The following is a 24,316-nucleotide window of genomic DNA, read 5'->3' on the forward strand; positions in this document are numbered from 1 at the left end:
GGGGTGGGGGTCAGGGGCGTTGGGTGAGGATCATGCCGGGCCACTCCCCTACGGTGAAGGGCTGGTCGCGGGTGAATCCGCAGCTTTCGTAGTAGGCGATGAGGCGTTGGTCGTCGCCGGCGTAGCAGTCGACGCGGACGAGTCCGAGGTGGCGGTCGCGGGCTTCTTGCAGGGCCCATTGCAGGAGGTGCCGTCCGACGGATCGGCCGGCGTGGCGTTGGTCGATGACGAGGACCTGGATGTAGAGCTCGGGTTCGGTGGCGGGGGTGACGTAGGGCAGGGCGTCGCCGACGACGATGCAGCCGGCTGGTTGGTCGTCGATCTCGGCGATGCGCATGCCGCCGCCGGCGAGCCAGTCGGCGGCTTGCTGGGTGCGTCGGGGGTCGCCGGTGAAGGGGCGGGTGCCCCATTGGCCGGTGCGGTTCTGGCTGGCGAGCCATTCCACGGCGCTGTCGAACATGGTGAGGAGGAGGGCGTCGTCGCCGGGGCGGCCTTGTCTGATCTTCACCGGTGACACTGTAAGGGGTGGTGGGTGGTTTGGGTGCTGACGGGGGTGGCGGAGTGGTCCCTCTCCCCCGTCTTTGGGATTGTCTCTGCTCGACGGGCCCGGCTGCGGCTTCGGGAGGGCCGGCATCACGAGTGCCGTGATCAGGTGGAGCGCGGTTGAGGCGATCAGGACGATCGGGGTTCGACGGCAACTCTCGGCTCACCACTGTCCGGGCCGGACGCCGGTGCGCACGTCGTCGCCTCCGTGTCCGGTGCGTGCATCCCCGGAGCCCCCGCGCCACGTCGGGGATCATCTTGCGCAAACATGCACGCCTCCGCCTATTTGCTGCTAAATATCTGAAACGATTGCCTTTTATTTGTCTTTCGACACTCCTTGCCTTCCGCAGGAAAACTTGTGCGCTATATCGCTTCGCCGAAGGGGTACTTTCGCATTCGCAACCATTTAGGGGCAGCTATTGGCCCCGTTCGTTCGAATCTGGCACCTACAGGGGACACACGTGGCTCAACACCAGAGCGGGCGCGCTTCGCACCCCCTCGGCATCACGCGCACGATGGCGTTTGCTCTAGCCGCTACGGCAACCAGCGCACTGACGGCTCTTTCCATTCCGGCGCCGGCCCTTGCCGGCGTCCACGCGACATCGGTCGCCGGCGTTCACGGCCCCGCGGATGCCAAGGTCGTCAAAGCGCACAACCGCTCCTTCCCCGTCGGGATGGAAGACGACAACGCTGTCGCGATCGACTCGGCCTTCCAAGGGGACCCCGAGGACGCGGAGAGGCCGCCGACCAAGTTCGTAGGGGTCATCCGGGAGGACAAGGTACTCATCAGGGATCCGCGGACGACGCCACGATGGCACGACCTGTCCTCGCGGCTGCCCAGAAACTTCGGCCGCCTGGTCGACATCACTCTGGCCGCGCCCGACGAGGGCACGACCGTGCACGTCACCGTGCTCAACGCACACTCGCGCATAGCGCAGAGCACGTGCACCGTCTTCCCGCCTCCGGGCACCATGGGGACACGGCCCTGGCCCGCCAACTGCAGCCCTTTCTTCGACATCACGCCGCCCGCCTGAGTCGACCGGGTCTGATCCGCTGACGCCGCTTGCCGTGCCCTGCAACCTGCAGGGCACGGCATTCGCGTTAGTCGCGACCGCTTTCGGCTCATGTTGGGTCCCTGGTCAGGGCCCGCGTGTGCCACGGCAAGAGAGCCAGGGTGCGCTCCAGAGATCTCCTCAGAGGGCGAGGAGGCGTACGGCGGCAACCGCACCTCCCGGTAGGTCCGACAGCGCTTACATCACTGAGTGACTGTTCGAAGTGCGGCTACGTCTTCACCGGGCTCCAGGCGTCCGGAGCCACCGGGAGCATGAAGAACTCTCATCCCGGCTCGTCGGGCCGCCGCTGTCACGGCGACCTCGGAGCGATCGCCACCGGCCGCGCCGGTTGCTCTCCGCGATGGCGACCGGTACGCGAGCGCCGCTTTGTAAGTGCATAGAATTCTCCAAAGCGCCTTTGGTGGAGCGTGGCCAAGCCCTTGAGTGGCGCCGGGGCAATCCGCAGTATGCTGATTGTTACGTCGGCGCCTCATGTCCAAGCGTGATTCAGTGTCCTGTCTCTGCTCGTAAGAATCCCGCAAGGGGGACGCGATGTTGAGAAGACGACTCATGATCTTCCTGAAGGCGCTTAGCGCATCACTTCTGTTCTTCGTCAACACGTCTCCAGCTTTCGCCGGCATAGAATGGCACCAAGGTGATCCTGTGGCAGTGCCACAGAGGCCCTAACCAGCTCTGGATCCCGCGCATATTCGTACCCGGGGATCCCGACACCAAGATTCTGGTGAATCGCAACAGCGGCAAGTGCCTCGATGCCGACAATCCGGCCTTCCCGGCACCACCCAAGCCTGGCGCCCGCCTGCAGCTGTGGGACTGCATCGGCAGCACGTCGGCCTATAACGCCGTGAACCAGGACTGGAAATTTGAGTGGTGAAGTCGCCGGCCATATCACCGCCGCCAATGCGGTGACCCACTGCGAGCGAAACCGGGTCAGGTCAATCACAAGCCTGTCTCCTTGACTTCCTTGATGAACTGCTTGAACGGCTCCACCTTCGCCAGCTCGGCCATGATCCTTCCGTTCTCGGCCCGCAGCGCCTCCACAGCGGCGCTCAGCTCAGCCCGGATCGGCTTGACGTGAGTGTCTTGTGCGCGGGCACATCGGCAGGTGTGGGCTTGCGCGTCGGTGTCAGGTTGCCGTCGTGCCAGGTGGCGGATTCACCACAGCGAGGGGTTGCCGCCTCGCCGGCGCCTGATGCGTTTGGGTGTCGCGCAGGTGCCGGGGCACCTCCTCCTGGTGGACGAGATCCCAGTCGGCGCCCACGCTACGCAACACCGATGTGAGCGTGCCCCTCCACAGCACCCCCTCACGCGAGCGTTGGTCTCCGTCCCGTCGCCCGGCTTGGCGGCCTCCTCGCGCAGCAGGTCGTAAAGGGCTCTGGAGTCGGCGACGAGGTCTACCTTGCGCGACGTTCCCTCAGTCTGGGCGGTGTCGCCGATCTTCGGCATGCAGTCATCAGCTCCTGGCGGCGTTACAGGTGGACAGGCAGCTTCCCGCAAGGGTTCCGAAGCGGCGCGCTCGCGCGCCCGCGCTTCGGCCGGGACGTGGCTGGCAGCGGCGAGTGCTTCGGCGCGGGTTCTTGTGATCACTACCGTTCTACGCTGAGCCGTACGATCGACACCGACCTCCACAAGACCGTGGTCGCGGGGCTGTCGGGGATGCGCCCTGCTCCCCCGGTCCTTGTCTGCCTGCTGCTCTACCCTTGCCTTCAAAACAGGCAACAGAGGGGTTTGCGTGAAGCCTGACGCCAACGGTTCGCTCGGTGTGTCCCTGGATGCGGTCCTGGAGCGCATCACCTTCGCCAGTGAGGAGACGGGGTACACGATCGCGCGGGTGGCCACCGAGCGGTCGGGGGCGGAGTTGCTGACGGTGGTGGGGCCGTTGCTGGGGGCGCAGGTCGGGGAGTCGTTGCGGTTGCGGGGGCGGTGGACGTCGCATCCGCGGTACGGCAGGCAGTTCGAGGTGTGGTCCTACACCACGGTGTTGCCGGCCACGGTTCAGGGCATCCGGCGTTATCTGGGGTCGGGGCTGATCAAGGGGATCGGGCCGAAGATGGCCGAGCGGATCGTCGATCATTTCGGCACGGGGACGCTGGAGGTGATCGAGCAGGAGCCGCAGCGCCTGGTGGAGGTTCCCGGGCTGGGCCCCAAGCGGACGAAGATGATCGCGGCGGCGTGGGAGGAGCAGAAGATCATCAAGGAGGTGATGATCTTTCTGCAGGGGGTCGGGGTGTCCACGTCGATCGCGGTGCGGATCTTCAAGCAGTACGGGGAGTCGTCGATCTCGGTGGTGCGGGAGCAGCCGTACCGGCTGGCCGACGAGGTGTGGGGCATCGGGTTCAAGACGGCCGACACCATCGCCCAGGCGGTGGGGATTCCGCATGACAGTCCCGAGCGGGTCAAGGCGGGGCTGCGGTACACGTTGTCGCAGGCGGCCGACGACGGCCACTGCTACCTGCCGGCGCCCAACCTGGTGGCCGACGCGGTCAAGATCCTCGACGTGCCGGCCGAGCTGGCCACGCGGTGCATGGAGGAGCTGGCGGCCGAGGAGGGGGTGGTGCGTGAGCAGGTGCCGGCCGGGGACAACAGTGTGCCGGCGGTGTATCTGCCGCCCTTCCACCGGGCCGAGCTGTCGCTGGCCGGCGGGTTGTCGTCGTTGCTGAACAGCGGTCATGACCGGCTGCGGTCCTTCGCCGACGTCGACTGGGAGCGGGCGGAGTCGTGGCTGGCGGCCCAGACGGGCGCCGAGCTGGCGCCCGAGCAGCGTCAGGCGGTACGGCTGGCGCTGACGTGCAAGGTGGCGGTGCTGACGGGCGGGCCGGGGTGCGGCAAGAGTTTCACCGTGCGCTCGATCGTGACGCTGGCCAGGGCCAAGCGGGCCAAGGTGATCCTGGCCGCGCCGACCGGGCGGGCGGCCAAGAGGTTGTCGGAGCTGACCGGGCACGAGGCCACCACGGTCCACCGGTTGTTGCAGCTGAGGCCGGGCGGGGAGGCCACCTTCGACCGCGACAATCCGCTGGACGCCGACCTGGTGGTGGTGGACGAGGCCTCGATGCTGGACCTGCTGCTGGCCAACAAGCTGGTGAAGGCGGTGGCGCCGGGCACGCATCTGCTGCTGGTGGGCGACGTGGATCAGCTTCCCTCGGTGGGGGCCGGGGAGGTGCTGAAGGATCTGCTGGCCGCCGTGGACGTGCCGCGGGTGCGGTTGACGCAGATCTTCCGTCAGGCGCAGGAGTCGGGGGTGGTGACCAACGCCCATCGGGTCAACACCGGGCACCATCCGGTGCTGGCCGGCATGTCGGACTTCTTCCTGTTCCCGTGTGAGGAGCCGGAGGAGATCGCGGCGATGACGGTGGACGTGGTCGCGCGGCGCATCCCGGCCAGGTTCGGGCTGGACGCCCGGCGCGAGGTGCAGGTGCTGGCGCCGATGCACCGCGGCGCGGCCGGGGCGGGGGCGCTCAACATCGCGCTGCAGGAGGCGCTGACCCCGGCCCGCGAGGGCATGCCCGAGCGCCGTTACGGCGGGCGGGTGTTCCGGGTGGGCGACAAGGTCACCCAGTTGCGCAACAACTACGACAAGGGCGCGGCGGGGGTGTTCAACGGCACGGTGGGGATCGTCACCGGCATCCGTCCCGACGACCACAGCCTGACCGTGCGCACCGACGAGGACGAGGAGGTCGACTACGCCTTCGACGAGCTGGACGAGCTGGCCCACGCCTATGCGGTCTCCATCCACCGCAGTCAGGGCAGCGAGTATCCGGCGGTGGTGATCCCGCTGGCCACCAGCGCGTGGATGATGTTGCAGCGCAATCTGCTCTACACCGCGATCACGCGGGCCAAGAGGCTGGTGGTGATCGTGGGGTCGCGGCGGGCGCTGGCCCAGGCCGTACGGACCAAGGGTGCCGGACGGCGGCACACGAGCCTGACCCATCGCCTGGAGCGGCGCTGAACCCCCCGCGGGCACGAGCGTTGATCGTCGCGTTGACGCAGGTTGACCTGGGGTTGACAGCAATTAGTGATGCAAATGTGACCGAACTCTCCTAAATGCTTCTGCGTCATACATGCAGGAGCATTAAAGTCTTTGGGGTGGGTTTGCCGCCCTGGTGGAGAGGACAGTCTTGAACGTTGCGCCCGCTTGGACGAAGTCTGCCGCCGGCCTCGCGCTGCTGGCGGTGGCGGCCCTGACGGCATCCTGCTCGAGCGGGAACGCCGCCTCGCGCGGGCCGGAAGCGCCCGATGCCACCACCGTGGCCACCCCGCAGGCGCCCACGGTGACCATCAGCCCCGCCGAAGGCAGCGCCAAGGTCAGCCCCGACAAGAAGGTCGTGGTCACCGCCGCCGGCGGCGCGCTGGAGGAGGTGACCGTCGAGGGCGGCGGCCAGGCGGTCGAGGGCAGGTTCAACGCCGACAAGACCAAGTGGGTCTCCCGGACGCCGCTGAAGCCCTCGACCAACTACAACGTCGCGGCCAAGGCCGGCGCCACCGCCGCCACCAGCACCTTCACCACGCTCAAGCCCGAGCGGGAGCTGCAGGTCGCCGACGTCACCCCCAACGCCAAGGGAGAGACGGTCGGCGTCGGCGCCCCGATCATCGTCACCTTCAACCAGCCGGTCACCGGCAAGGCGGCCGTCGAGCGCGTGCTGGAGGTGGAGGCCGAGAAGCCCGTCACCGGCGCCTGGCGGTGGATCAACGACACCACCGTCATCTACCGCACCGCCAAGTACTGGCCCGCCCACCAGAAGGTCACCTTCAACGCCCGCATCACCGGCGTCAAGGCCGGCAAGGGCCTGTACGGCGTGAAGGACTACTCCGCCAGCCTCAAGATCGGCGCCAAGGTCATCAGCAAGGTCAACACCAAGACCCACATGATGTACGTCTACAAGGACAACAAGCGCGTGCAGACCATGCGCATCAGCGCCGGCATGGCCACCACCCGCGAGTACACCACGACCTCCGGCGTGCACCTGACGATGGAACGCGGCAACCCGGTCCGCATGATCTCCCCCGGCCGCAAGAAGGGCGACCCCGGCTACTACGACGTGATGATCAACCACGCCGTGCGCATCTCCAACTCCGGCGAGTACGTCCACGCCAAGGACAACGTCTGGGCCCAGGGCGTGCGCAACGTCAGCCACGGCTGCATCAACTCCCGCCCCGACCAGGCCAAGTGGTTCTACGACAACTTCCAGCGCGGCGACGTCGTGGAGATCACCGGGACCAATCGCGAGCTGGAGTGGAACAACGGGTGGGGCTACTGGCAGCTGCCCTTCTCGCAGTGGAAGAAGGGCAGCGCCCTGCACGCCAAGTCCTGACCGCTCCCCCGCTCTCCCCAACTCCTCCTCCTGAGGGGCCGGCTTCCAGCCGCTCACCGCCGCCGAAAGACGCGGCGGTGAGCGGCTTTTTTTGACGGCCGGACCGCTGTCGTGAACCGTCCTCGACGGGCCCTCGCCCTCGCCATCAGCGAAAACGCCTCGACGTGTACGAAGGGTTGCCATACGATTACCCACTGTGGGCATTCGTCAGGAACCCTCGAAGGAGAACACGTTGAAGAAGATCCTTCTCGTCCCCGCGATCACCGCCGGGTTCGTCCTCGCCTCGGCCGGCGCCGCGTACGCCTCCCAGTACGTCGCCTACGAAGGCCCCGGCTTCACCGGCCGCTCGGTCGTCCTGGACGCCTGCGGCGTGTCCAACATCCCCTACCACGGCTCCTACAAGTGGTACGGCGACGGCCAGAGCGGCCGCATGTACAACCAGCCCAACGCCTCCGGCGTGATGCACTTCGAACTGGCCTCCAACCGCAACGCCGAGCAGCGCACCCCCGTCGGCTGGAAGAGCATCTTCATCGTGTGCTGACCCGCCGCCCCTGACCGGCCGTTCCCCGGGCACAGGGGGCGGCCGGTTTCGGCATGCGCGCGTACGGGCGGCCGTGGGAGGCACACTTGCCAGTACGACCATCGGCACGCGTGCGGGGGGCGAGATGGGCAGGAGCGCGAGCATCGGCGCGGCCACCAGCGCGGCCCCCGACCCCAGCAGCAGGACCAGCACCACCAGCACCAGGGCCACCAATACCAGCCCCACCAGCACCAGCACCAGCGCCACCTCAAGCGCCGCGGCGACCTGCACCTCGGGCGTCGGTGCGAGCAGCGTTGCGGGGCGCCAGGGCGAGCACGACGGTCATGGCGCTGATGTCGCTCCTGGTGGCGGCGTTGTCCGGCTGTGGCGTGCCCTCCCTGCCAGGCGCAGGCAAACGGTCGCCTTCCGCCGGCGGTCAGGCATCCTCCGCAGCGGCACCCTCACCAGGATCGTCCCAGGGAGCGGGGCGGGGGCAGGGGCGGGGGGCGGCGAGCAGGGGATGTGCCGCCACGGCCGGCCGGCTCACCTCCGGCCCCCACCAGCTCACCACCGCCGGCCTGACCCGCCGCTACCTGCTGGCCGTCCCCGACGGCCCCGGCCCCCACCCGGTGCTGCTCAACCTGCACGGCCTCGGCTCCGACGCCACCGAACAGGCCGCCTACAGCCGCCTGTCCCAGATCGGCCCAAGCCGCGGCTACATCGTCATCACCCCCCAGTCGGCGCCCGGACGGCTGGCCTGGACCCTGCCGCACACCGCCGGCCCCGACGACACCGCCTACCTGGCCGCCCTGCTCGACGAGGTCGAACGCCACCAGTGCGCCCACCCCGGACGCGAGTTCGCCGCCGGCCTGTCCTACGGCGCCGGCCTGGCCGTCTCGCTCGTCTGCGCCCTGGACGGCCGCCTGAGCGGCGTGGCCGCCGTGGCCGGCATCCCCATCGCCCAGCCCTGCGCCCATCCCGTCCCCACCACGATCGTCGCCTTCCACGGCACCGCCGACCGCCTGGTCCCCTACGGCGGCGGCCACCCCGAGCCCGGCGGCGAACTGCGGCACCTGGCCGCGCTCATCGTGCTGCCCCCGGTCGAGCAGACCATGGACGCCTGGGCCGCCGCCCAGCGCTGCTCCTCCCCCGCCACCGGCCACCCCCTGCGCCGCGTCCGGCTGCGCCTGTGGGCGTCCTGCCCGCGGGGGGCCACGCTGCGCCTGTACACGGTGGACGGCGGCGGCCACACCTGGCCCGGCCCCATCGAGGTGCCCCGGCTCGGCGACACCGCCCGCGACCTGGACGCCAGCCGTCTCATCCTGGACGCCTTCGACCGCGCCCCGACCCGCTGACCGGACCCGCTCACCGGACCCGGGCCGCCGCATGGAGGAGGCCGGGTGCGCGATCAGGAGCGGCGGCGGTGAGCCTGCCGGTGAGGGGTCACGGGTTGTGGAAGCCGACCTCGGGGTTGTCCGGGGTCGGGCCGTCGAGCAGGGGCCGCTTGAGGTGGCGAAGGTGCTGGTCGAAGAAGGCGGCGACGTAGGCGCGGGTGAGCGCCAGGCCGCGTGCGGCGGCGATGGCGCCGGGAGCCGGCGGGCCGATCAGGCTCTGCGGGAGGGCCAGGTCGGTGAAACTGCTGTGCTGGGCCTGGGCGACGGTGAGCCAGCGCTTCCAGCCGCGCAGGGCCTGCCAGGCGCTGTCCCAGGTGTCGTCCTTGCCGGGGCTGTGGTCGCGCTGGCTGCCCATCAGCAGGAAGGGGCGATCGCTGGCCGGTGGCGGGGAGGGTCGCGCTGATGGTGCCGTCGAGGTTGATCCCGGCCTTGACCCGCTTGTCGGCTGCCATGGTGGCGGAGGCGGCCTCGCCGCCGAGTGAGTGGCCGGCCATGCCGACGCGCTTGGGGTCGATCAGGCGGGCGCGTTTCCAGGCCGGGTGGCGGCCGGTCAGCCGGTCCAGGACGAAGGAGACGTCCCTGGCGCGGTTCCTGGCGATGGCGGCCTTGCCGCCCTCGGGGGGCTTGGGCTGGTCGCACAGGGGTGCGCAGGTGAGCAGGCCGAGGCCGGGGAAGACGGTCCCCGACGATTCGTAGGCGTGGTCGAGCGAGGCGACGACGTAGCCGCGGCTGGCCAGGTCCTCGCTCAGGGAGGTCAGGCTGGCCCGCGGCAGGCCGAGGCCGGGTGAGAGCACCACCAGGGGGCGGCGGCCGTTCCTGGGGGGCGTGCCGGTGCGGGCGTGGGTGCGGATGTCGCTGACGGTCTCAGCGGGCAGGCCGGCGCCGGGGGCCTTGCGCCGCAGCAACGACGCGGCCTCCTCCACCGTCATGAAGGGGGCCGGGGCGCCGGTGGCCGAGCGGGCGGGGTAGTACATCGAGACCATCAGCCGGCGCGGCCCCGATCGGGGAACCCACGGGTCCTTACGGCTGGTGTCGACCAGGTACAGGACGTCACGGCCGACCGGATCGGGGCCGGTGGGAGGCGGCAGTTCCAGCCAGGCGGGCGCCGGGGAGGCGGTGGCCGGCGTCGTCGTCGCCGGGGAGGCCGGGACGGGAGCCCAGGCCGTCCAGCTCACCCGCCGGCTGCGCCCCGACGTCGTCGTGATGGACATCCGCATGCCCGGCATGGACGGCATCGAGGCCACCAGGGCCATCACCGCCGAATCCCCCGACACGCGCGTGATCATGCTCACCACGTTCGACGACGACGCCAACGTCCACGCCGCGCTGCGGGCCGGAGCCAGCGGGTTCCTGGTCAAGGACATGGCGCTGGAGGACATCCTGACCGCCGTGCACGTGGTCGCGGCCGGCGACGCGCTGATCGCGCCCAGCGTCACCCGCCGCCTCATCGCCGAGTTCGCCGCCCGCCCCGAACCCCGCCCGCTGCCGCGCGAGCCGCTGGGCGTCACCGCGCGCGAACGCGAGGTGCTGACCCTGGCCGGGCGCGGCCTGTCCAACGCCGAGATCGCCGCCCGGCTGCACATCAGCCCCGGCACCGCCAAGGCCCACATCGCCAGCCTGCTCACCAAGCTCGGCGCCCGCGACCGGGTCCAGCTCGTCATCGCCGCCTACGACGCCGGCCTGGTCTCCCCGCAGCACCACGATCGATGAGGGCCAGGCCGGCCGGCGCCGCTAGTCTTGTCGCCCATGAGTCAGGTGGGACAGGTGACGGCCCGCGCGCTGCTGCGCAGGCTGGCCGTCGAACAGGCCGAGTGCAGGGTGCCGTCGCTGACGGCGGCGATCGTCCGCGACGGGCGGACGGTGTGGTTCGGCGGCCGCGGCCGCGTCGGCGACGGCCCGCCGACCCCGGCCACCCAGTACCGGCTGGGATCGATCACCAAGTCGATCGTGGCCGTGGCCGTCATGCGGCTGCGCGACGAAGGCAGGCTCGCGCTGACCGACCCGCTGGAGCGCCACGTGCCCGGCACCGCCGCCGGGCAGGCCACCATCGCCCAGCTGCTGTCCCACACCTCGGGCCTGACCGCCGAACCGCCGACCGACTGGTGGGAGCGCACCCCCGGCCTGGAGCTGCCCGACCTGCTCAAGCGGGTGGGCCCCGACCAGGTCAGACACCGGCCCGGCCGCCTCTTCCACTACTCCAACGTCGGGTTCGCGCTGCTGGGCGAGCTGGTGGCCCGGCTGCGCGGCACCGACTGGCAGCAGGCCGTGCGGCAGGAGGTGCTGGCGCCGCTGGAGATGAACGCCACCACCGCCCGCCCCCGCGCCCCGCACGCCACCGGCTACGCCGTCCACCCGTGGGCCGACACGGTGCTCACCGAGCCCGAGCACGACGCCGTGGCCATGGGGCCGGCCGGGCAGCTGTGGTCCACCCCGCACGACCTGGCCCGCTGGGCCGCCTTCGTCGGCGGCGACACCGGCGGCGTGCTGTCGCCCGACACCCTGGCCGAGATGCGCGAACCGGCCGGCGTGGCCGACGGCGACTCCTGGACCGTCGGCTACGGGCTGGGCCTGCAACTGGCCCGCGTCGGCGGGCGCCGCCTGGCCGGGCACACCGGGTCCATGCCCGGGTTCCTGGCCACCGTGTGGGCCGACCCGGCCGAACGTGTCGGCGTGCTGTTCATGGCCAACACCACCAGCGGCATGACCGGCACCCTGACCACCGACCTGCTCGACATCCTCGACGAGCACGAGCCGCGCCTGCCCGAGGAATGGCAGCCCGCCCCCGCCGACCCCGACCTGCTGGCGCTGACCGGGCTGTGGCACTGGGGGCCCAAGCCGTACGCGCTGCGGCTGCTGCCCGACCGCGGGCTGTCGCTGGCGCCCGTCGACGGCAGCGGCCGCGCCTCCCGCTTCGTGGCCCAGGACGACGGCACCTGGCTCGGGCTGGACGGCTACTACGCCGGCGAGACGCTGCGCGTGGCCGCCGACCACCTCGACCTCAACACGTTCATCTTCACCCGCGAGCCCTACGGCCCGGCCGCGCCGGTGCCGGGCGGGGTGACCGGCTGGCACGCCTGACCCCTCCACCCGCCGCACACGGACCGGCCTGCCTGGGCAGCCTCAGCCCGGCGGGCCGGACAGGGCCCTGGCCAAGGTGGCGGCCGGGCCGGGCGGCAGCGCGCCGTGCACCAGCTCCACACGGTGCACCAGGCGCGGCGCCGCCAGCGGCACCCCCGGCCCGGCCGAGGCCGGCAGCAGCGTCAGCCCGTGCCCGGCGGCCACCAGGTTGAGCACGGTGTGCACGTCGTCGCCCTGGTAGACCAGCGCGGCGGCGAACCCGTCACCGGCCAGGTCACGCAGGCGCGGCAACGGGCACAGCGGCGTCTGCAGCCAGCGGGCGTCGACGAGGTCGGCCAGCCGCAACGCCCGGCGTCCCGCCAGCGGATGCCCCGGCGGCAACGCCACCACCAGGTCCTCCTCGCTGACGCCTGCCGTCGTCATCGGGCCCGATTCCGGCAGGCGCAGCGGGTCGCTGGGCGCGGCGATGCCGTCGGCCAGCCCGAGATCGGCCTCGCCCTCGGCCAGCAGCTCGGCCAGCCGGTGCCGGTCACAGGTGCGCACCTCCACCCGCAGGCGCGGCTGGGCGGCGCGCGCCTGGGCCAGCCGTGCGGCCAGCACGGCGTTGACCGCCAGCGGGGTGGCGGCCAGCCGCAGCCGGTGGGCCGGCTGGGCCGCCGCGCGCAGCACGTCGGCGCGTGCCGCCCGCAGGCGCAGCAGCAGCGGCCCCGCGTGTTCCAGCAGCCGCTCGCCGGCCGGGGTCGGCGCCACCGGGCGGCGGCCGAGCAGCGGCAGTCCCAGATCGGCCTCCAGCGCCGCGACCTGCTGGGAGATCGCCGACTGGGTGTAGCCGAGCTCGTGGGCGGCGGCCGAGAAGGAGCGCAGGCGGGCCACCGTCACGAACGTGCGCAACAGATTCGGGTCCATCAGGAATGCTTATACCAGGTGCAGACATCATCGTTGGTGCTTAAGGGCGGGTGGAGGTCACGATGGGAGGCATGAGAATCGCCCTGGTCGCAGACCGCTCACCCAGCGTCCGGTCCCACGCCCGCGTCCCCCGCCTGATCGAGGCGCTGCGCGATCGCGACGGCATCGCTTTGGACCCCTACTGGATCCCCACCACCGAGGCCGACGACCTTGACGGCTTCGACGGCATCTGGATCATGCCCGGCAGCCCGTACGCCAGCGAGGCCGGCGCGGTCCAGGCCGCCCGCACCGCGCGCGAGCGGCGCATCCCGTTCCTGGGCACCTGCGGCGGCTTCCAGCACATGCTGCTGGAGTACGGCCGCAACGTGTGCGGGCTGGACGTCGCCCACGCCGAGAACAGCCCCGGCGGCGAGGCGTTCCTGCTGGAGCCGCTGTCGTGCTCCCTGGCCGGGCACGAGGGGCTGGTGCGGCTGGCCCCCGGCTCGCGGATCGAGCAGATCATGGGGACCACGTCCATCGTCGAGGCCTACAGCTGCTCCTACGGCCTCAACGACGCCTACCGCGGGACGCTGGCCGAGCACGGGCTCGTCTTCTCCGGCCACGCCGAGGACGGCATGGTGCGGGTGGCCGAGCTGCCCGGCCACCCGTTCTTCGTCGGCACGCTGTTCCAGCCGGAGCTGGCCGGCGACGGACGGCGTCCGCACCCGCTGATCGCCGCGTTCGCCGCCGCCGTGCAGCGCCACGCCCAGCCCGCTGTCGCGGCCCGCTGAGGCCCCGGCCCGTACGGCGGGCCGGGGGCTGGGAGCCGGCGCGTACCGGCTCAGCGCCGGAAGTGGCGTGTACCGGGCCGGCTCTGGAAGTGGGCGCGTGCCGGGTCAGCGCTGGAGGCGGCCCGTGCCGGCCGGCGTTGAAGGCCGGTCCGTACGGCGGGCCAGCAGCGCCAGGAGAGCGGCCGTCACCAGGCCGAGCACCGTGAGCGAGACCCGGTCGGCGGCCGTCTCACCGTTGGCCAGCACTCCGAAGGCGGTGTGCCCGACCAGCGCGCCGCCCGCCAGCGCCAGGCTGTGCCGCTGGCCCCAGCCGCCGCCGGCCGCCCACCGCCGTACCAGCAGCGCGGCCCCCACTGCCAGCAGCGCCGCGGCCGCCATCGGCGCCGCCACCCAGCCGCCCTGGGTGAAGGCCGGATGCCGGGCCCCGCCGAAGGGGAACAGCAGCGCCAGATACCCGAACGCCACGACCCCGGCCCCCACCGCCACCAGCGCCGGAACGGGCACCCCCGCCGATCCCCCGACCGCCGGCGGAGACCCGGCCGACGGCGGTGGGACGACCCGCAACGCCAGGACGGCCAGCGCCGCCACCGCCAGCAGCAACCCCGCCTGCACCGGCCACGGCGCCAGGTAGCCGGGGTCCATGAAGGCCGCCGTCCAGCGCAGCAGCAGCACACCCAGCACGAACACCACGCCCGCCACCACCAGCCCGGCCCGTCCCAGGTAGGGGCGGTGACGCAGCGCCGGGAACAGCAGGTCGGCCAGCAGGATCGGCAGCGCCACGCTGAACACCGCGTGGTAGGGGATGTTCAGCTCGGTGTAGGCGCTGTTGAGGCCCAGGACGCGCGGCGCCCACCCCGCCGCGCCGTACAGGGTGGGGCTGGTCAGCGCCTGCAGCGCCAGCCCCTCCTCCACGATCCCGTACGCCGCCCCCAGCAGCAGCACCGACCCCCACCCGCGACCGGCACGGCGTACCAGCTCGCGGATCAGGACGGTGCCCGCGCCGTAGATCGGCGTCCACACCAGCAGCAGCCACGCCTGGCGCAGCGGCGGATTGCCCAGCGTGAGCTCGGCGACGACCGGCGTGAGCCCGGCCAGTACGAGCGCGGCCCACCGGCCGCGTGCCTGAAGAGAGACCATGCCCCCACGTTCCCGTCCCGGGCGGGGGTGGCGCTGCTGGCTTGCGGCCGGTCTGTGGCCACCGCGGTCGTGCACCGGTTGCGACTTTGGTTGCCACGGCCGGTGACCACGGTTGCCGCCCGGCACGGCGCCCCCGGGCTACGATCGGCCATGGTGTTCGGGGCGCGCAGCCCGCAGACGGGCGAGCAGAAACAGGCCGGCCAGGCTGGGCGAACATGGCGGGCCTGGTGGGCCTGGTGGGCCGGCAGCTCCGGCGACGGCCAGGACGACGGCCAAGACGGTGAGCGAGCCGGTGAACGAGAAGGCGGGCGAGCCGGTGAACGAGCCGGTGAACGAGCCGGTGAACGAGAAGGCGGGCGGTCGCGGCGGGGGCGGGCCGCCGTTGCCGGAGGGGTCGTGCTCGCCCTGGCCGGCGCCGTCTCGGTGGTGTGGGGAGACCTCGCGCCCGGCACGCCCCGCTGGTACCTGTGGGCCGACGTGATCGGCGGAGCGGCGGCGTGCGCGGCGCTGTGGTGGCGCCGCCGCCGTCCGGTGGCCGCCGGGCTGGTCGCCGTCGCGCTGGCGATCCCGGCCGCCGCCGCGTCCGTCGCCGCCGGGATCGCCACGCTGCTCGTCGCGCTCCACCGGCGTCCGCCTGCGGCCGTGGCCGTCGGGGTGGCGTGGGTGGCGGCGTCGCTGACCAGGTTCGCCCTGCGGCCGCCGGGGCTGGCGCCGTACCCGGTGTGGGCGCTGGTCGCAGTGCTGTTCGGCGGGGCGGTCACCGGCTGGGGCATCCTGGCCAGGACCCGCCGGCAACTGCTGGCCTCGCTGGCCGAACGCGCCCGCCGCGCCGAGGCCGACCAGCGGCAACGCGCCGAGGAGGCCCGCCGCGCCGAACGCCTGGACATCGCCCGCGAGATGCACGACGTGCTGGCCCACCGGCTGTCGCTGCTGGCCGTGCACGCCGGCGCGCTGCGCTTCAACGCCGCCGCCACGCCCACCGAGGTCGCCGAGGCGGCCGAGGTCATCCGCGCCAGCGCCCACCAGGCCCTGCAGGAGCTGCGCGGCGTCATCGGCGTGCTGCGCCGGCACCCCGGCGACCAGCCCGCCCGCGCCCAGTCGCCGTCCGCCGAGCAGCCGCCGGCCGGGCTTGAGCCGCTGGTGACGGAGTCACGGCAGGCCGGGATGCGCATCGAATTGCGTGAACACGGCATACGGTTCGCCGACCTGCCCGAGCCGACCCGGCGCACCGCCTACCGCGTCGTGCAGGAGGGCCTGACCAACGCCCGCAAGCACGCCCCCGACCGGCCCGTCACCGTCGAAGTGCGCGGCACGGCCGGCCGGGAGCTGACCGTCGAGGTGCGCAACCCGCCGCCCGCCGGGCCACGGGCCGAGCTGGCCGCCACCGGCGCCGGAGCGGGGCTGGCCGGACTGGAGGAACGCGTCACCCTGGCAGGCGGCCGGCTGGAACGCGGACCGGCCGGCGACGGCGGGTTCCGGCTGGCCGCACGGCTACCATGGCCCCGTGGAGGAGTCGCGGAGTGAGCCCGGCCCGATCCGGGTGCTGATCGTCGACGACGACGCGCTCGTCCGCACCGGGCTGACCCTGATGCTCAAGGGCTCCCCCGACCTGCGCGTGGTCGGGTCCGTGGCCGACGGCGGGCAGGTCCAGGCCGCGGTCGGCGAGCACTCCCCCGACGTGGTGCTGATGGACATCCGCATGGCCGGCCTCGACGGCATCGAGGCCACCCGGCGGTTGCGCGCCCGCCCCGGCGCCCCGCAGGTCATCATCCTGACCACCTTCGACGCCGACGAGCACGTCTTCCGGGCGCTGCGCGCCGGAGCCGGCGGCTTCCTGCTCAAGGACACCCCGCCCGAGGGCATCGTCGAAGCCGTCAAACGGGTGGCGGCCGGCGAGCCCAGCCTGTCGCCCAGCGTCACCCGCCGCCTGATCGCCCACCTGATGCCCGAGGAGGACGACCGGCGGCGCGCCGAGGCCCGCCGCGTGCTGTCGGCCCTCAGCGAGCGGGAGCGCGAGGTGGCGCTCGCCGTCGGGCAGGGCAAGCCCAACGCGGTCATCGCCGGCGAGCTGCACATGAGCGTGGGCACCGTCAAGGGCTACATCTCACGCATCCTGACCAAGGCCGGCCTGGACAACCGGGTGCAACTGGCTCTGGTCGTCCACGACGCCACCTAACGGGCCGGTGCCTCCAGCAGGCGTGCCAGCCTGCGCAGCGAATGCCGGGCCAAAGCCGTCACGATCGGACGCCCCGCCGGCCACAACGCCCGGCCCGCCGCGCCCAGCGGCAGCAGCAGCTCCTCGGCCCAGATCACCCGGCTGCCGCCCCGCCACGGCCGCACCCGGATCGCACCCCGGCCGCGCACCAGCCGCCCGGTGTGCTCCATCAGCACGTACGACGGCGGCTCGAAGGCCACGATCGTCATCGTGTCCAGGAACCCCACCGGCCGCACCCCGGTGTAGGCCTCCACCCGGCGCTCGCCCACCTGCCGCGCCGACGTCATGAACATCCATTCGCGGTGCCGCGGCCAGTCGGTGATCAGCGCGAACACCTCCTCCGGCCGCGCGGCCACCTCCACCGCCGCGCCCGCGTACACCGGTCCCATCCCTGGCCTCCTCGTGTGCCGGCTCATCCCTCAGGACATGAGATACCTGCTCATGATCCGGCAGGACGAACCCGGCACCGGCCGGCGGCCGACATGAGAAGGTCCCGCCGCCGGGCTGAGGACTGGGGAAGTCAGACCCGGCGGCGGGACCGGCATCGGGTTCACGACCCCGGCGAGGAGCTCCCGCCGCGGCCGGCCGGGCCGTACGCGGTGAGGTACGGCCTTGCGCGACCGTCCGGGCGGTACGCGGCTGCGCTGCGGACAACGGCCGGCCCCGCGTCATGGGGGTGACTGTCGGGGTGACCGTGGTGACCGCAGCGGCTCGCGGCCCTGACCGGGGACGTGCCCGTGCCCGTCGCGGCCCGAGCCGCGACGCCGCCGCCGGCGAGCCTGACCGTCGGCACCTCGACGACGGCCTCCGGCCCGCTGACGGCTGTGCCTGTCATGCGCTCCTCCTCCCTGCCCGAGCGGGCGACTCTTGCACCGTGACTACCCCATGTCACTCTCCGTGAAGCTCGATCGCCGGGTAAAATCCCCGGTCAGCAGCCCAAACGCAGGGCGGCGATCACTTTGGGTGAGGGAAACGGCGGCGCGGGAGGCACGTCCGGCGGAACTGTCGGCGCCTGGTGGCACACTCGGCGGGCATGAGCGATGACGTGCGGCTGCGGCCCGTCCTGGAGGCCGATCTGGAGGTGTTCCTGGAGCAGGAGCACGACGAGGAAGCCGTCCGGCGGTCCAGGTTCGTCCCTCGTGAGCGGGCGGCCTTCATGACCCACTGGGCCACTCGGGTCCTCGGCGATCCCACCGTCCTGGTGCGCACGGTCACGGTCGGGGGTGAGGTGGCCGGAACGTGGTGTCCTGGTGGGAGGGCGAGCGGCGTTTCGTCGGCTACTGGCTGGGCCGCCCCTTCTGGGGGCGCGGCGTCGGCACCGCGGCGCTGGGGCTGTTCCTGGCGGAGGAGAAGACCAGGCCCCTGTACGCCGACCCCTTCGCGGGCAACACCGGCTCGGTGCGGCTGCTGGAACGCCACGGGTTCCGGCGCGCCGGCACGGTCCGGCACGGCCAGGACGAGCATCTGCTGCTGGTGCTGGGCGACGACCTGTCCGCCTGACCGGTCAGGCGTGAGGTCAGCGGTGTTCGGGTGGGGCTGGGGTGACGGCTGGGGTCAGCCGCGGCCGCCCGTGAAGGGGGGCTCGCCGTCCTTCAGTGCTCGGAAGCGCAGCGCCGACCACGTCTCGTCCACCGCGACCTGGCCGTTGGGACGCAGCCCGTACTCGCCGACGATGGGCCACAGCGTGTCGCGGTTGATGTCGGACTTGTTGCCCTTGGGGTAGGCCACCCAGACCACGGGCGGTGCGGTGATGTCGTCGCGGTGCTCGTCCAGGATGCGGTGGGCCGTGGCGGCGTCGGAGGCGAAGATCAGCGCGACGTCCGCCTCCTGGACGGACCCGGCCTCGCGGGCGCCCTCGGGCAGCGGCCCAAGGAGCGGCCGATGGGCCGGGTCGGAGAGCCACACGGTGGTCGTCGGCTTGATGAGCAGCTTGTCGGCGACGGTCTTGGCGGCCATGTCATGCCCTCCTGTAGATCAGGTTCAGCACGCCGGTGCTGAAGGTGGTGGACGTGGTCAGGGTGAGCGGGATCTGCTCGCGCACGTCGTCGAACAGCCGCTTGCCCGAGCCGACGACGATCGGGTGGAGCAGCAGGTTGAGCTCGTCGAGCAGGCCCTCGCGCAGCAGCGAGACCACCAGGGTGGCACTGCCGACGACCGAGATGTTCCCGCCCGGGCGCTCCCGCAACGCCGCCAGGTCGGCCAGGCTCACGACCTCGGTGTTCTGCCACGACGGCGAGGTCAGCGTGGTGGAGACGACGTACTTGGTCGAGGAGTTCATCGCCTCGGCCATCGGCTCCTTCTCGGGGTCCTGGTGGGGCCAGTATCCGGCGAACTCCTCGTAGGTGCGCCGGCCCAGCAGCATGGCGTCGGCGGCCTGCATCTGCGCGCCGACCGACTCGCCCATCTCGTCGTTGAAGTACGGGAAGTGCCAGGTGTCGGGGGCCTCGACGACGCCGTCGAGGGAGATGAACAGGCCCGCGGTGATCTTACGCATGGTTGTCGCTCCTTGAGTTCCTGAGGTGCCTCAACCTTCCCACCGACAAATCAAGTTGTCAAGACGACTTCCGTTGTCCGAAGCGCGCGACGGTCTGAGGTCATCGAGCCGGGCGGCGAGGGTGATGCATGACGACGAGCCGCTGTTTGGGCAGCGCGGTAGAACCGGCAGGGCTCGGCGCTGGCCGACTTCTTCGGAGGAAAGGAATCTCCGCCCCCGGGTGGGCGGCTCTCGAACCCGAGGCTGCTGTGGCCGATCTTCCGGCTGCGAACCGCCCCTGCTGGGCGGGGATCCGGTCACAGGTGACGGAAGCTGCTCCCGGCCTGGAGTCCGAGCACGGCCCAGAGGCGGGCCCGAGGGCGGCCCCATGCCGCAGGCCGCTACAGCTTTGGTGAGAATGGGCGGCAGCGGCTTTGGCCGCGGGCTACTGAAAGGCCTCCTGGCCATGAGCTGCCGAGAGCGTCCCGACAAGCGGCCCCTGAGGGCGGCCTCCCTGGTCGCAAGCCGCTTCCGCCACGGATGGGTTCCCGTGGGGCCTGCGGGAACGGCTCTTCGGGCCGGTGAACAGGTTGCCGGTGGCGGGTTGCCTCGGAACGGCTGTGACTTGTCGCGTGGAGCGCCTCTGGAGGCTGTGGTGGGGGCTTCTGGGGGGGCTGCGGGTGACGCTGGGGGTGGGGGTTAGAGATGGGCGGTGCGGTGGGGGTTAGGGATGGGGCTGGGCGGTGGAGGTGGACAGGAGGGTCAGGGCGGCTTGGCGGGCGTGGTCGGCGGCGGCTGCGTCCTCGTGGTGGGCCGCGACGACGGTCGCGCCCTCGACCAGCATCAGCAGTTGCCGTCCCACAACCCCGGGATCGGCGGCCCCGGCGCGTTCGGCGATGCCGGTCAGCAGCTCGAGGTAGCGGTCCAGGTGGCGGGCGGTGATGGCCCGTACGGGGTCGGCGTGGTGCTGGGCGGCGGCGTTCAGCAGGGCGCAGCCGCGGAAGGCCGGGTCGGCGTACCACTGCCGCAGGGCGTCGAACACCGCGGCCAGCTGGGCGCGCGGATCCTCGCCCGCGGCCTGGACGCGGCCGGCCAGCCAGCGGGCGACCCGGTCGCTGCGTTCCCGGAGCACGGCCTCGACCAGGCCCTCCTTGGTGCCGAAATGGCGGTAGAGGGTCTCCTTGGAGATGCCGATCGCGGCGCACAGCCCGGCGACGCCGATGCCGTCGAGGCCGCGCTCGTACAGCAGGTCGGTGGCGGCGCTCAGGATGGCGGCGCGGGTGCGGGCGGGATCGATCGTGGAGCCTTTGGCCACGGGCATGGCTTGGATAGTACCGGTCGGTTCGATCGGCTGCTAACGTCTCGGGTCGTACCTATCGGTTCGATCTAGGGGAGTTCGCCCGTGTTTGATCCGCTTGCCGCCGACCCGCCGCGCGACCCCGACTTCCCGGCCACCACACCGCGGGTGACGTTCGACAGCGGCGGCGAGCGCCTGCTGGGCGTGCTGCACCTGCCCGCCGGACGCGGCCCGCACCCCGTCGTCGTGCTGCTGCACGGATTCCCCGGCAACGAGCGCAACTTCGACCTCGCCCAGACGCTGCGCCGCGCCGGCTACGCCGCCCTGGTGTTCCACTACCGCGGATCATGGGGCGTGGGCGGCGCCTGGTCCTGGGGACACGTGCTGCAGGACGCCGCCGCCGTCGTCGCCGCGCTGCCCGGCCTGGCCGCCGCCCACCGGCTCGACCCGCGGCGACTGGCACTGGTCGGCCACAGCATGGGCGGGTTCGCGGCCCTGATGACGGCCGCGGCCGACCCCTCCGTGACCGCCGTCGCCTCCGTCGCCGCGTTCGACCTCGGTGTGGCCGCCGCGCTGTGCCGCGCCGACGCCGAGGTGCGGGCCGGGTACGTCAAGGCGTTCGACGGCGAGCTGGCCCCCCTGCGCGGCACCAGCGGGCAGGCGCTGGTCGGCGAGATGGAGGCGAACGGCGACGCCTGGCGGCTGGCCCGGCTCGCGCCCCGGCTGGCCACCCGCCCCGTGCTGCTCGCCGGCACCGGCCACGACGTCGTCACGCCGCACGAAGTGCACCACGATCCGCTGGTCGCCGCCTACCGGGCACACCCCGTCGAACGCCTCGAAGACCACCTGTTGCCCACCGACCACGCCCTGTCGGACCACCGGGTCGCCCTGGCCCGCATGATCCTCGGCTTCCTCGAACGCTCCCTGTGACGGCCGCGCCCCGCCCAGGCGGCGGCCCGTCAGGAGGGGCGGGCCACGTACGCGCGCTTGGCGCCGCCGGAGAAGCCGCAGGCGCGGGAGAAGGCGTGGGTCGCAGGCCGGCGCGAGCTCGTCATCAGCATCGCCTTGTAACAGCCGGCCTCCCACGCGGCCTGGAGGGTGGCGGCCATGATCTGCTTGCCCAGCCCGGCGCCCCGCCGTGACGCCTCGACGACGACGTTCTCGATCACGACGTTCTCGATCACGACGTTCTCGATCACGACGTACGGCGAGGCCGACCGGGTGAGGTTGGGGATCACGTTGAGATAGGTCGTCGCGACGACGGCGCCGTCCAGTTCGAGCACGAAGAGACGCAGCGCCGGGGATGCGAGGATCTGCCGGAAGACCGCCGCGTCGGAGCCGTCCGCGACCTCGGGGTCGTCCGGCTGCAACTGCCGGTAGAGGCGGACGATGTGCTCGAAGTCGTCAGGCCGGGCCTCGCGGACCATGCCGGGAGCATGACAACCTGCCGATCACGCCATGGGCCCCGCCTCAGCGGGGCAGCGCGGCCCGGATCAGCGCCGCGTCCTGGTCGAGCCGGGCGCGCGAGCGGCTGCGCCACTCGGCGCCGACCACCACGCCGTCGCCCGCGAAGCGCGGCACCACGTGCAGGTGAAGATGGAAGACCTCCTGGCCGGCGGCCTCGCCGTCGGCCAGCGACAGCCGCACCCCCTCGCACCGCAGCCCCGAGGCCCGCAGCGCGGCCGCCACCCGCCGCGCCGCCCGCCAGATCGGCCCGCCGATCGCGTCACCGGCCTCGGCCAGGCCCGCGACGTGCGCGCGCGGGATCACCAGGACGTGACCGGGGGTGGCCGGGTGACGGTCGAGGATCACCAGGACGTCGTCGTCGCCGAAGACCACGCTCGCCGCCGCCCGCCCGGCGACGATCTCGCAGAACGCACACGTTTCCATACCGGTCATGATCGGCGGCGACGGGCGGCTGCCGCACCCGGATTTCCGCGCGGCCCGTCAGCGGCTCACGACGGTCTCGTGTCCGATGCGGGACAACTTGCCGGGATTGCGCACGGCGTACAGGCCGCTGATGAGGCCGCCGTCCAGGCGGATCGCCACGACGCTGTCGATCTCGCCGTCGAGGTCGACGAGCAGCGCCGGATGACCATTGACGTGGGCCGGGCGCAACCGGGCCGGGCCGGCGAGCCTGGCCAGCACCCCGGCCACCGTGACCGCGCCCTCGATCGGCGCGAGCGCCGCCCGCACCACGCCGCCGCCGTCGGTCAGCAGGACCACGTCAGGAGCCAGCAGGTCGAGCAGACGCTGCAGGTCGCCGGTCTCGATCGCGCTCTGGAAGGCCGCCAGCGTCTGACGCGCCTGCTCGGCCGAGACGCTCGCCCGGGGACGGCGTGCGGCCACGTGCCCCCGGGCGCGGTGGGCGATCTGCCGCACCGTCGCCGGGGTCTTGCCGACGGCTTCGCCGATCTCGTCGTACTCCAGGCCGAACACCTCGCGCAGCACGAACACCGCGCGCTCGGTGGGATGGAGCGTCTCCAGCACCAGCAGCATGGCCATCGAGACGCTCTCGGCCAGCTCGACGTCCTCGGCCACGTCCGGCGAGGTCAGCAGCGGCTCGGGCAGCCACGGCCCGACGTAGGACTCCTTGCGGCGGCGCATCGTGCGCAGCCGCGTCAGCGCCTTCCTCGTCACCATGCGGACCAGGAACGCGCGCCGGTCACGCACGGACTCCAGCTCGACCGACGCCCACCGCAGCCAGGTCTCCTGCAGGATGTCCTCGGCGTCGGCGGCCGAGCCCAGCATCTCGTAGGCGACGGTGAACAGCAGGTTGCGATGCTCGACGAAGGCCCGGGTCGCGCTGTCGGCCTGGTCCGCCGGTTCGGCGCTGGTGTCCATCATCTGCTCCCGCCTGTCGGTTCTCGACCTTGCCACACGCACCAGACGCCGGTCGCCGCCGCCGCGTGACATCCGGGAGCAGTGGCGCCCGTCACATCGCGCGGGCGGTCAGCGGGACTCCGCGGCGGCCTTCAGGTCGCGCAGCCATGCCCGCAGCCCCGCGCCGAGGAGCTCGGTGGCGGTGGCCACGTCGGCCTCGACCTGACCGCCGGTCCAGGTCTCCTCGGTGTGCACGCGCACACCGCCCTTGACCTGGGTGAACGTCCACAGGTGCACGCCCCGGTCGATGCGCACGCCCGTGCCGGCCGCCGGCCCGCTCCACAGCAGGCAGGCCTCGCGCTTGACGCGCCGGAGGGTGGAGGTGATGTGCATGGTGGTGGCCGGGGTGGTGGCGGTGGCCGGAGCGGGCGTGCTCCACCGCCACGACGAGCCGGGACGCAGCGGGCCGCGGTCGAGGCGCTTGCTGGACAGGACCGGCTGCTGCCAGTCGGGCCACTGCTCCACCCGCGTCTGCAGGCCGAAGACCCTGCTCAGCGGGGCTTTGATCACGATGTCGGCCCGGTAGCGGATGCGGGCGGAGGCGTCGACCCCCTCCCCCTGGCACCGGGCCGCGCCGGCGGCGGCGTGGGCGGCGGCGGTGGCGGTGGCGGCCGGGACGTTGCCCGCCAGGACGCCGGCCACGGCGAGCGGGATCAGCATCGAGGCGACGCGGACGTTACTGGACATGGTGTTCCTCTCGTTGAGGGATCGAAGAAGGGGG

At 72.3% G+C, this 24,316-nt stretch carries 26 protein-coding genes and 1 pseudogene; 13 read left to right on the forward strand and 14 right to left on the reverse strand.

The features are described 5' to 3' along the window. Positions 1 to 10: 10 nt before the first annotated feature. Entirely contained in the window at positions 11 to 508 is a 498-nt protein-coding gene (locus AB0J71_RS19665) for a GNAT family N-acetyltransferase (RefSeq protein WP_352326021.1), read from the reverse strand. Positions 509 to 1,004: 496 nt separating this feature from the next. Here AB0J71_RS19665 and AB0J71_RS19670 point away from each other — a divergent pair, with 496 nt between their 5' ends. The 6 genes from AB0J71_RS19670 to AB0J71_RS19695 all read left to right on the forward strand — a co-directional run bounded on the left by AB0J71_RS19670 (position 1,005) and on the right by AB0J71_RS19695 (position 8,797). Beyond that, positions 1,005 to 1,577 (forward strand): hypothetical protein, encoded by a 573-nt coding sequence (locus AB0J71_RS19670; protein WP_352326020.1) that lies wholly within the window; start codon positions 1,005 to 1,007, stop codon positions 1,575 to 1,577. 673 nt (positions 1,578 to 2,250) lie between these two features. Beyond that, a complete protein-coding gene (locus AB0J71_RS19675; protein ID WP_364415287.1) occupies positions 2,251 to 2,487 on the forward strand; it encodes an RICIN domain-containing protein in 237 nt (78 codons plus the stop codon). A gap of 858 nt (positions 2,488 to 3,345) precedes the next feature. After that, positions 3,346 to 5,559 (forward strand): ATP-dependent RecD-like DNA helicase, encoded by a 2,214-nt coding sequence (locus tag AB0J71_RS19680; RefSeq protein WP_364415289.1) that lies wholly within the window; start codon positions 3,346 to 3,348, stop codon positions 5,557 to 5,559. A 169-nt stretch (positions 5,560 to 5,728) separates the two neighbouring features. Next, the gene (locus AB0J71_RS19685) at positions 5,729 to 6,922 is read left to right on the forward strand and encodes an Ig-like domain-containing protein (RefSeq protein ID WP_364415291.1); all 1,194 of its coding nucleotides are present in this window, start codon (positions 5,729 to 5,731) and stop codon (positions 6,920 to 6,922) included. A gap of 232 nt (positions 6,923 to 7,154) precedes the next feature. Continuing rightward, a complete protein-coding gene (locus AB0J71_RS19690) occupies positions 7,155 to 7,463 on the forward strand; it encodes a MiAMP1 family antimicrobial peptide (protein ID WP_352329610.1) in 309 nt (102 codons plus the stop codon). A gap of 281 nt (positions 7,464 to 7,744) precedes the next feature. Then, positions 7,745 to 8,797, forward strand: coding sequence for a hypothetical protein (locus AB0J71_RS19695; protein WP_364415293.1), 1,053 nt, complete (start codon positions 7,745 to 7,747; stop codon positions 8,795 to 8,797). 88 nt (positions 8,798 to 8,885) lie between these two features. Here the strand turns inward: AB0J71_RS19695 and AB0J71_RS19700 are convergent, their stop codons facing one another. Then, the gene (locus tag AB0J71_RS19700) at positions 8,886 to 9,191 is read right to left on the reverse strand and encodes a hypothetical protein (RefSeq protein ID WP_364415521.1); all 306 of its coding nucleotides are present in this window, start codon (positions 9,189 to 9,191) and stop codon (positions 8,886 to 8,888) included. 340 nt (positions 9,192 to 9,531) lie between these two features. Further along, a pseudogene (locus AB0J71_RS19705) lies at positions 9,532 to 9,819 on the reverse strand (alpha/beta hydrolase); the annotation flags it as partial. 91 nt (positions 9,820 to 9,910) lie between these two features. Between AB0J71_RS19705 and AB0J71_RS19710 the strand changes: the two are divergent. Further along, entirely contained in the window at positions 9,911 to 10,546 is a 636-nt protein-coding gene (locus AB0J71_RS19710; RefSeq protein WP_364415295.1) for a response regulator transcription factor, read from the forward strand. Between the two features lie 36 nt (positions 10,547 to 10,582). Beyond that, the gene (locus AB0J71_RS19715) at positions 10,583 to 11,914 is read left to right on the forward strand and encodes a serine hydrolase domain-containing protein (protein WP_364415297.1); all 1,332 of its coding nucleotides are present in this window, start codon (positions 10,583 to 10,585) and stop codon (positions 11,912 to 11,914) included. Between the two features lie 42 nt (positions 11,915 to 11,956). Here the strand turns inward: AB0J71_RS19715 and AB0J71_RS19720 are convergent, their stop codons facing one another. Then, entirely contained in the window at positions 11,957 to 12,820 is an 864-nt protein-coding gene (locus tag AB0J71_RS19720) for a LysR family transcriptional regulator (protein ID WP_364390336.1), read from the reverse strand. 71 nt (positions 12,821 to 12,891) lie between these two features. On the opposite strand from AB0J71_RS19720, the gene AB0J71_RS19725 reads away from it, so the two are divergent. After that, positions 12,892 to 13,590: a gamma-glutamyl-gamma-aminobutyrate hydrolase family protein gene (locus tag AB0J71_RS19725; RefSeq protein WP_352331202.1), complete on the forward strand. Its 699-nt coding sequence runs from the start codon at positions 12,892 to 12,894 to the stop codon at positions 13,588 to 13,590. A gap of 105 nt (positions 13,591 to 13,695) precedes the next feature. Here the strand turns inward: AB0J71_RS19725 and AB0J71_RS19730 are convergent, their stop codons facing one another. Continuing rightward, entirely contained in the window at positions 13,696 to 14,727 is a 1,032-nt protein-coding gene (locus AB0J71_RS19730; protein WP_364415299.1) for a hypothetical protein, read from the reverse strand. Between the two features lie 396 nt (positions 14,728 to 15,123). Here AB0J71_RS19730 and AB0J71_RS19735 point away from each other — a divergent pair, with 396 nt between their 5' ends. Together AB0J71_RS19735 and AB0J71_RS19740 are read left to right on the forward strand one after the other, a co-directional pair. After that, positions 15,124 to 16,251, forward strand: a complete 1,128-nt coding sequence (locus AB0J71_RS19735) for a histidine kinase (RefSeq protein WP_364415301.1) — start codon at positions 15,124 to 15,126, stop codon at positions 16,249 to 16,251. After that, positions 16,232 to 16,903, forward strand: coding sequence for a response regulator transcription factor (locus AB0J71_RS19740; RefSeq protein WP_352329642.1), 672 nt, complete (start codon positions 16,232 to 16,234; stop codon positions 16,901 to 16,903). Before AB0J71_RS19735 ends, AB0J71_RS19740 begins: the two co-directional genes overlap by 20 nt. On the opposite strand, the gene AB0J71_RS19745 is transcribed toward AB0J71_RS19740, so the two are convergent. Beyond that, positions 16,900 to 17,331 carry an SRPBCC family protein gene (locus tag AB0J71_RS19745; protein ID WP_352329641.1) on the reverse strand — a complete coding sequence of 144 codons (432 nt, stop codon included), beginning with the start codon at positions 17,329 to 17,331 and terminating at the stop codon, positions 16,900 to 16,902. The two genes, AB0J71_RS19740 and AB0J71_RS19745, sit on opposite strands and share 4 nt — an antisense overlap. Positions 17,332 to 17,492: 161 nt before the next feature. Further along, complete coding sequence (locus tag AB0J71_RS19750) at positions 17,493 to 17,777, reverse strand: hypothetical protein (protein ID WP_364415303.1); 285 nt, start codon at positions 17,775 to 17,777, stop codon at positions 17,493 to 17,495. A gap of 404 nt (positions 17,778 to 18,181) precedes the next feature. Between AB0J71_RS19750 and AB0J71_RS19755 the strand changes: the two genes are divergently transcribed. Then, positions 18,182 to 18,442 (forward strand): GNAT family protein, encoded by a 261-nt coding sequence (locus AB0J71_RS19755; protein WP_364415306.1) that lies wholly within the window; start codon positions 18,182 to 18,184, stop codon positions 18,440 to 18,442. Positions 18,443 to 18,496: 54 nt separating this feature from the next. Here the strand turns inward: AB0J71_RS19755 and AB0J71_RS19760 are convergent, their stop codons facing one another. The 3 genes from AB0J71_RS19760 to AB0J71_RS19770 all read right to left on the reverse strand — a co-directional run bounded on the left by AB0J71_RS19760 (position 18,497) and on the right by AB0J71_RS19770 (position 20,736). Beyond that, positions 18,497 to 18,898, reverse strand: coding sequence for a hypothetical protein (locus AB0J71_RS19760; RefSeq protein WP_364415308.1), 402 nt, complete (start codon positions 18,896 to 18,898; stop codon positions 18,497 to 18,499). Between the two features lies 1 nt (position 18,899). Continuing rightward, positions 18,900 to 19,436, reverse strand: coding sequence for a dihydrofolate reductase family protein (locus tag AB0J71_RS19765; protein ID WP_364415310.1), 537 nt, complete (start codon positions 19,434 to 19,436; stop codon positions 18,900 to 18,902). 703 nt (positions 19,437 to 20,139) lie between these two features. Continuing rightward, positions 20,140 to 20,736 (reverse strand): TetR/AcrR family transcriptional regulator, encoded by a 597-nt coding sequence (locus tag AB0J71_RS19770; protein ID WP_364415312.1) that lies wholly within the window; start codon positions 20,734 to 20,736, stop codon positions 20,140 to 20,142. A gap of 81 nt (positions 20,737 to 20,817) precedes the next feature. On the opposite strand from AB0J71_RS19770, the gene AB0J71_RS19775 reads away from it, so the two are divergent. Beyond that, a complete protein-coding gene (locus tag AB0J71_RS19775) occupies positions 20,818 to 21,642 on the forward strand; it encodes an alpha/beta fold hydrolase (protein WP_364415315.1) in 825 nt (274 codons plus the stop codon). A gap of 29 nt (positions 21,643 to 21,671) precedes the next feature. On the opposite strand, the gene AB0J71_RS19780 is transcribed toward AB0J71_RS19775, so the two are convergent. From AB0J71_RS19780 to AB0J71_RS19795, 4 genes are all read right to left on the reverse strand, one after another. Beyond that, the gene (locus AB0J71_RS19780; RefSeq protein ID WP_364415317.1) at positions 21,672 to 22,139 is read right to left on the reverse strand and encodes a GNAT family N-acetyltransferase; all 468 of its coding nucleotides are present in this window, start codon (positions 22,137 to 22,139) and stop codon (positions 21,672 to 21,674) included. A gap of 43 nt (positions 22,140 to 22,182) precedes the next feature. After that, positions 22,183 to 22,602, reverse strand: a complete 420-nt coding sequence (locus AB0J71_RS19785; RefSeq protein WP_364390326.1) for an HIT family protein — start codon at positions 22,600 to 22,602, stop codon at positions 22,183 to 22,185. A 57-nt stretch (positions 22,603 to 22,659) separates the two neighbouring features. After that, a complete protein-coding gene (locus AB0J71_RS19790) occupies positions 22,660 to 23,556 on the reverse strand; it encodes an RNA polymerase sigma-70 factor (RefSeq protein ID WP_352325585.1) in 897 nt (298 codons plus the stop codon). Between the two features lie 108 nt (positions 23,557 to 23,664). Continuing rightward, positions 23,665 to 24,282, reverse strand: coding sequence for an SRPBCC family protein (locus AB0J71_RS19795; protein WP_364415319.1), 618 nt, complete (start codon positions 24,280 to 24,282; stop codon positions 23,665 to 23,667). Positions 24,283 to 24,316 lie beyond the last annotated feature (34 nt).

The sequence above is a fragment of the Nonomuraea sp. NPDC049637 genome (genome assembly GCF_040675235.1).
In the GTDB taxonomy this organism is placed as follows: domain Bacteria; phylum Actinomycetota; class Actinomycetes; order Streptosporangiales; family Streptosporangiaceae; genus Nonomuraea.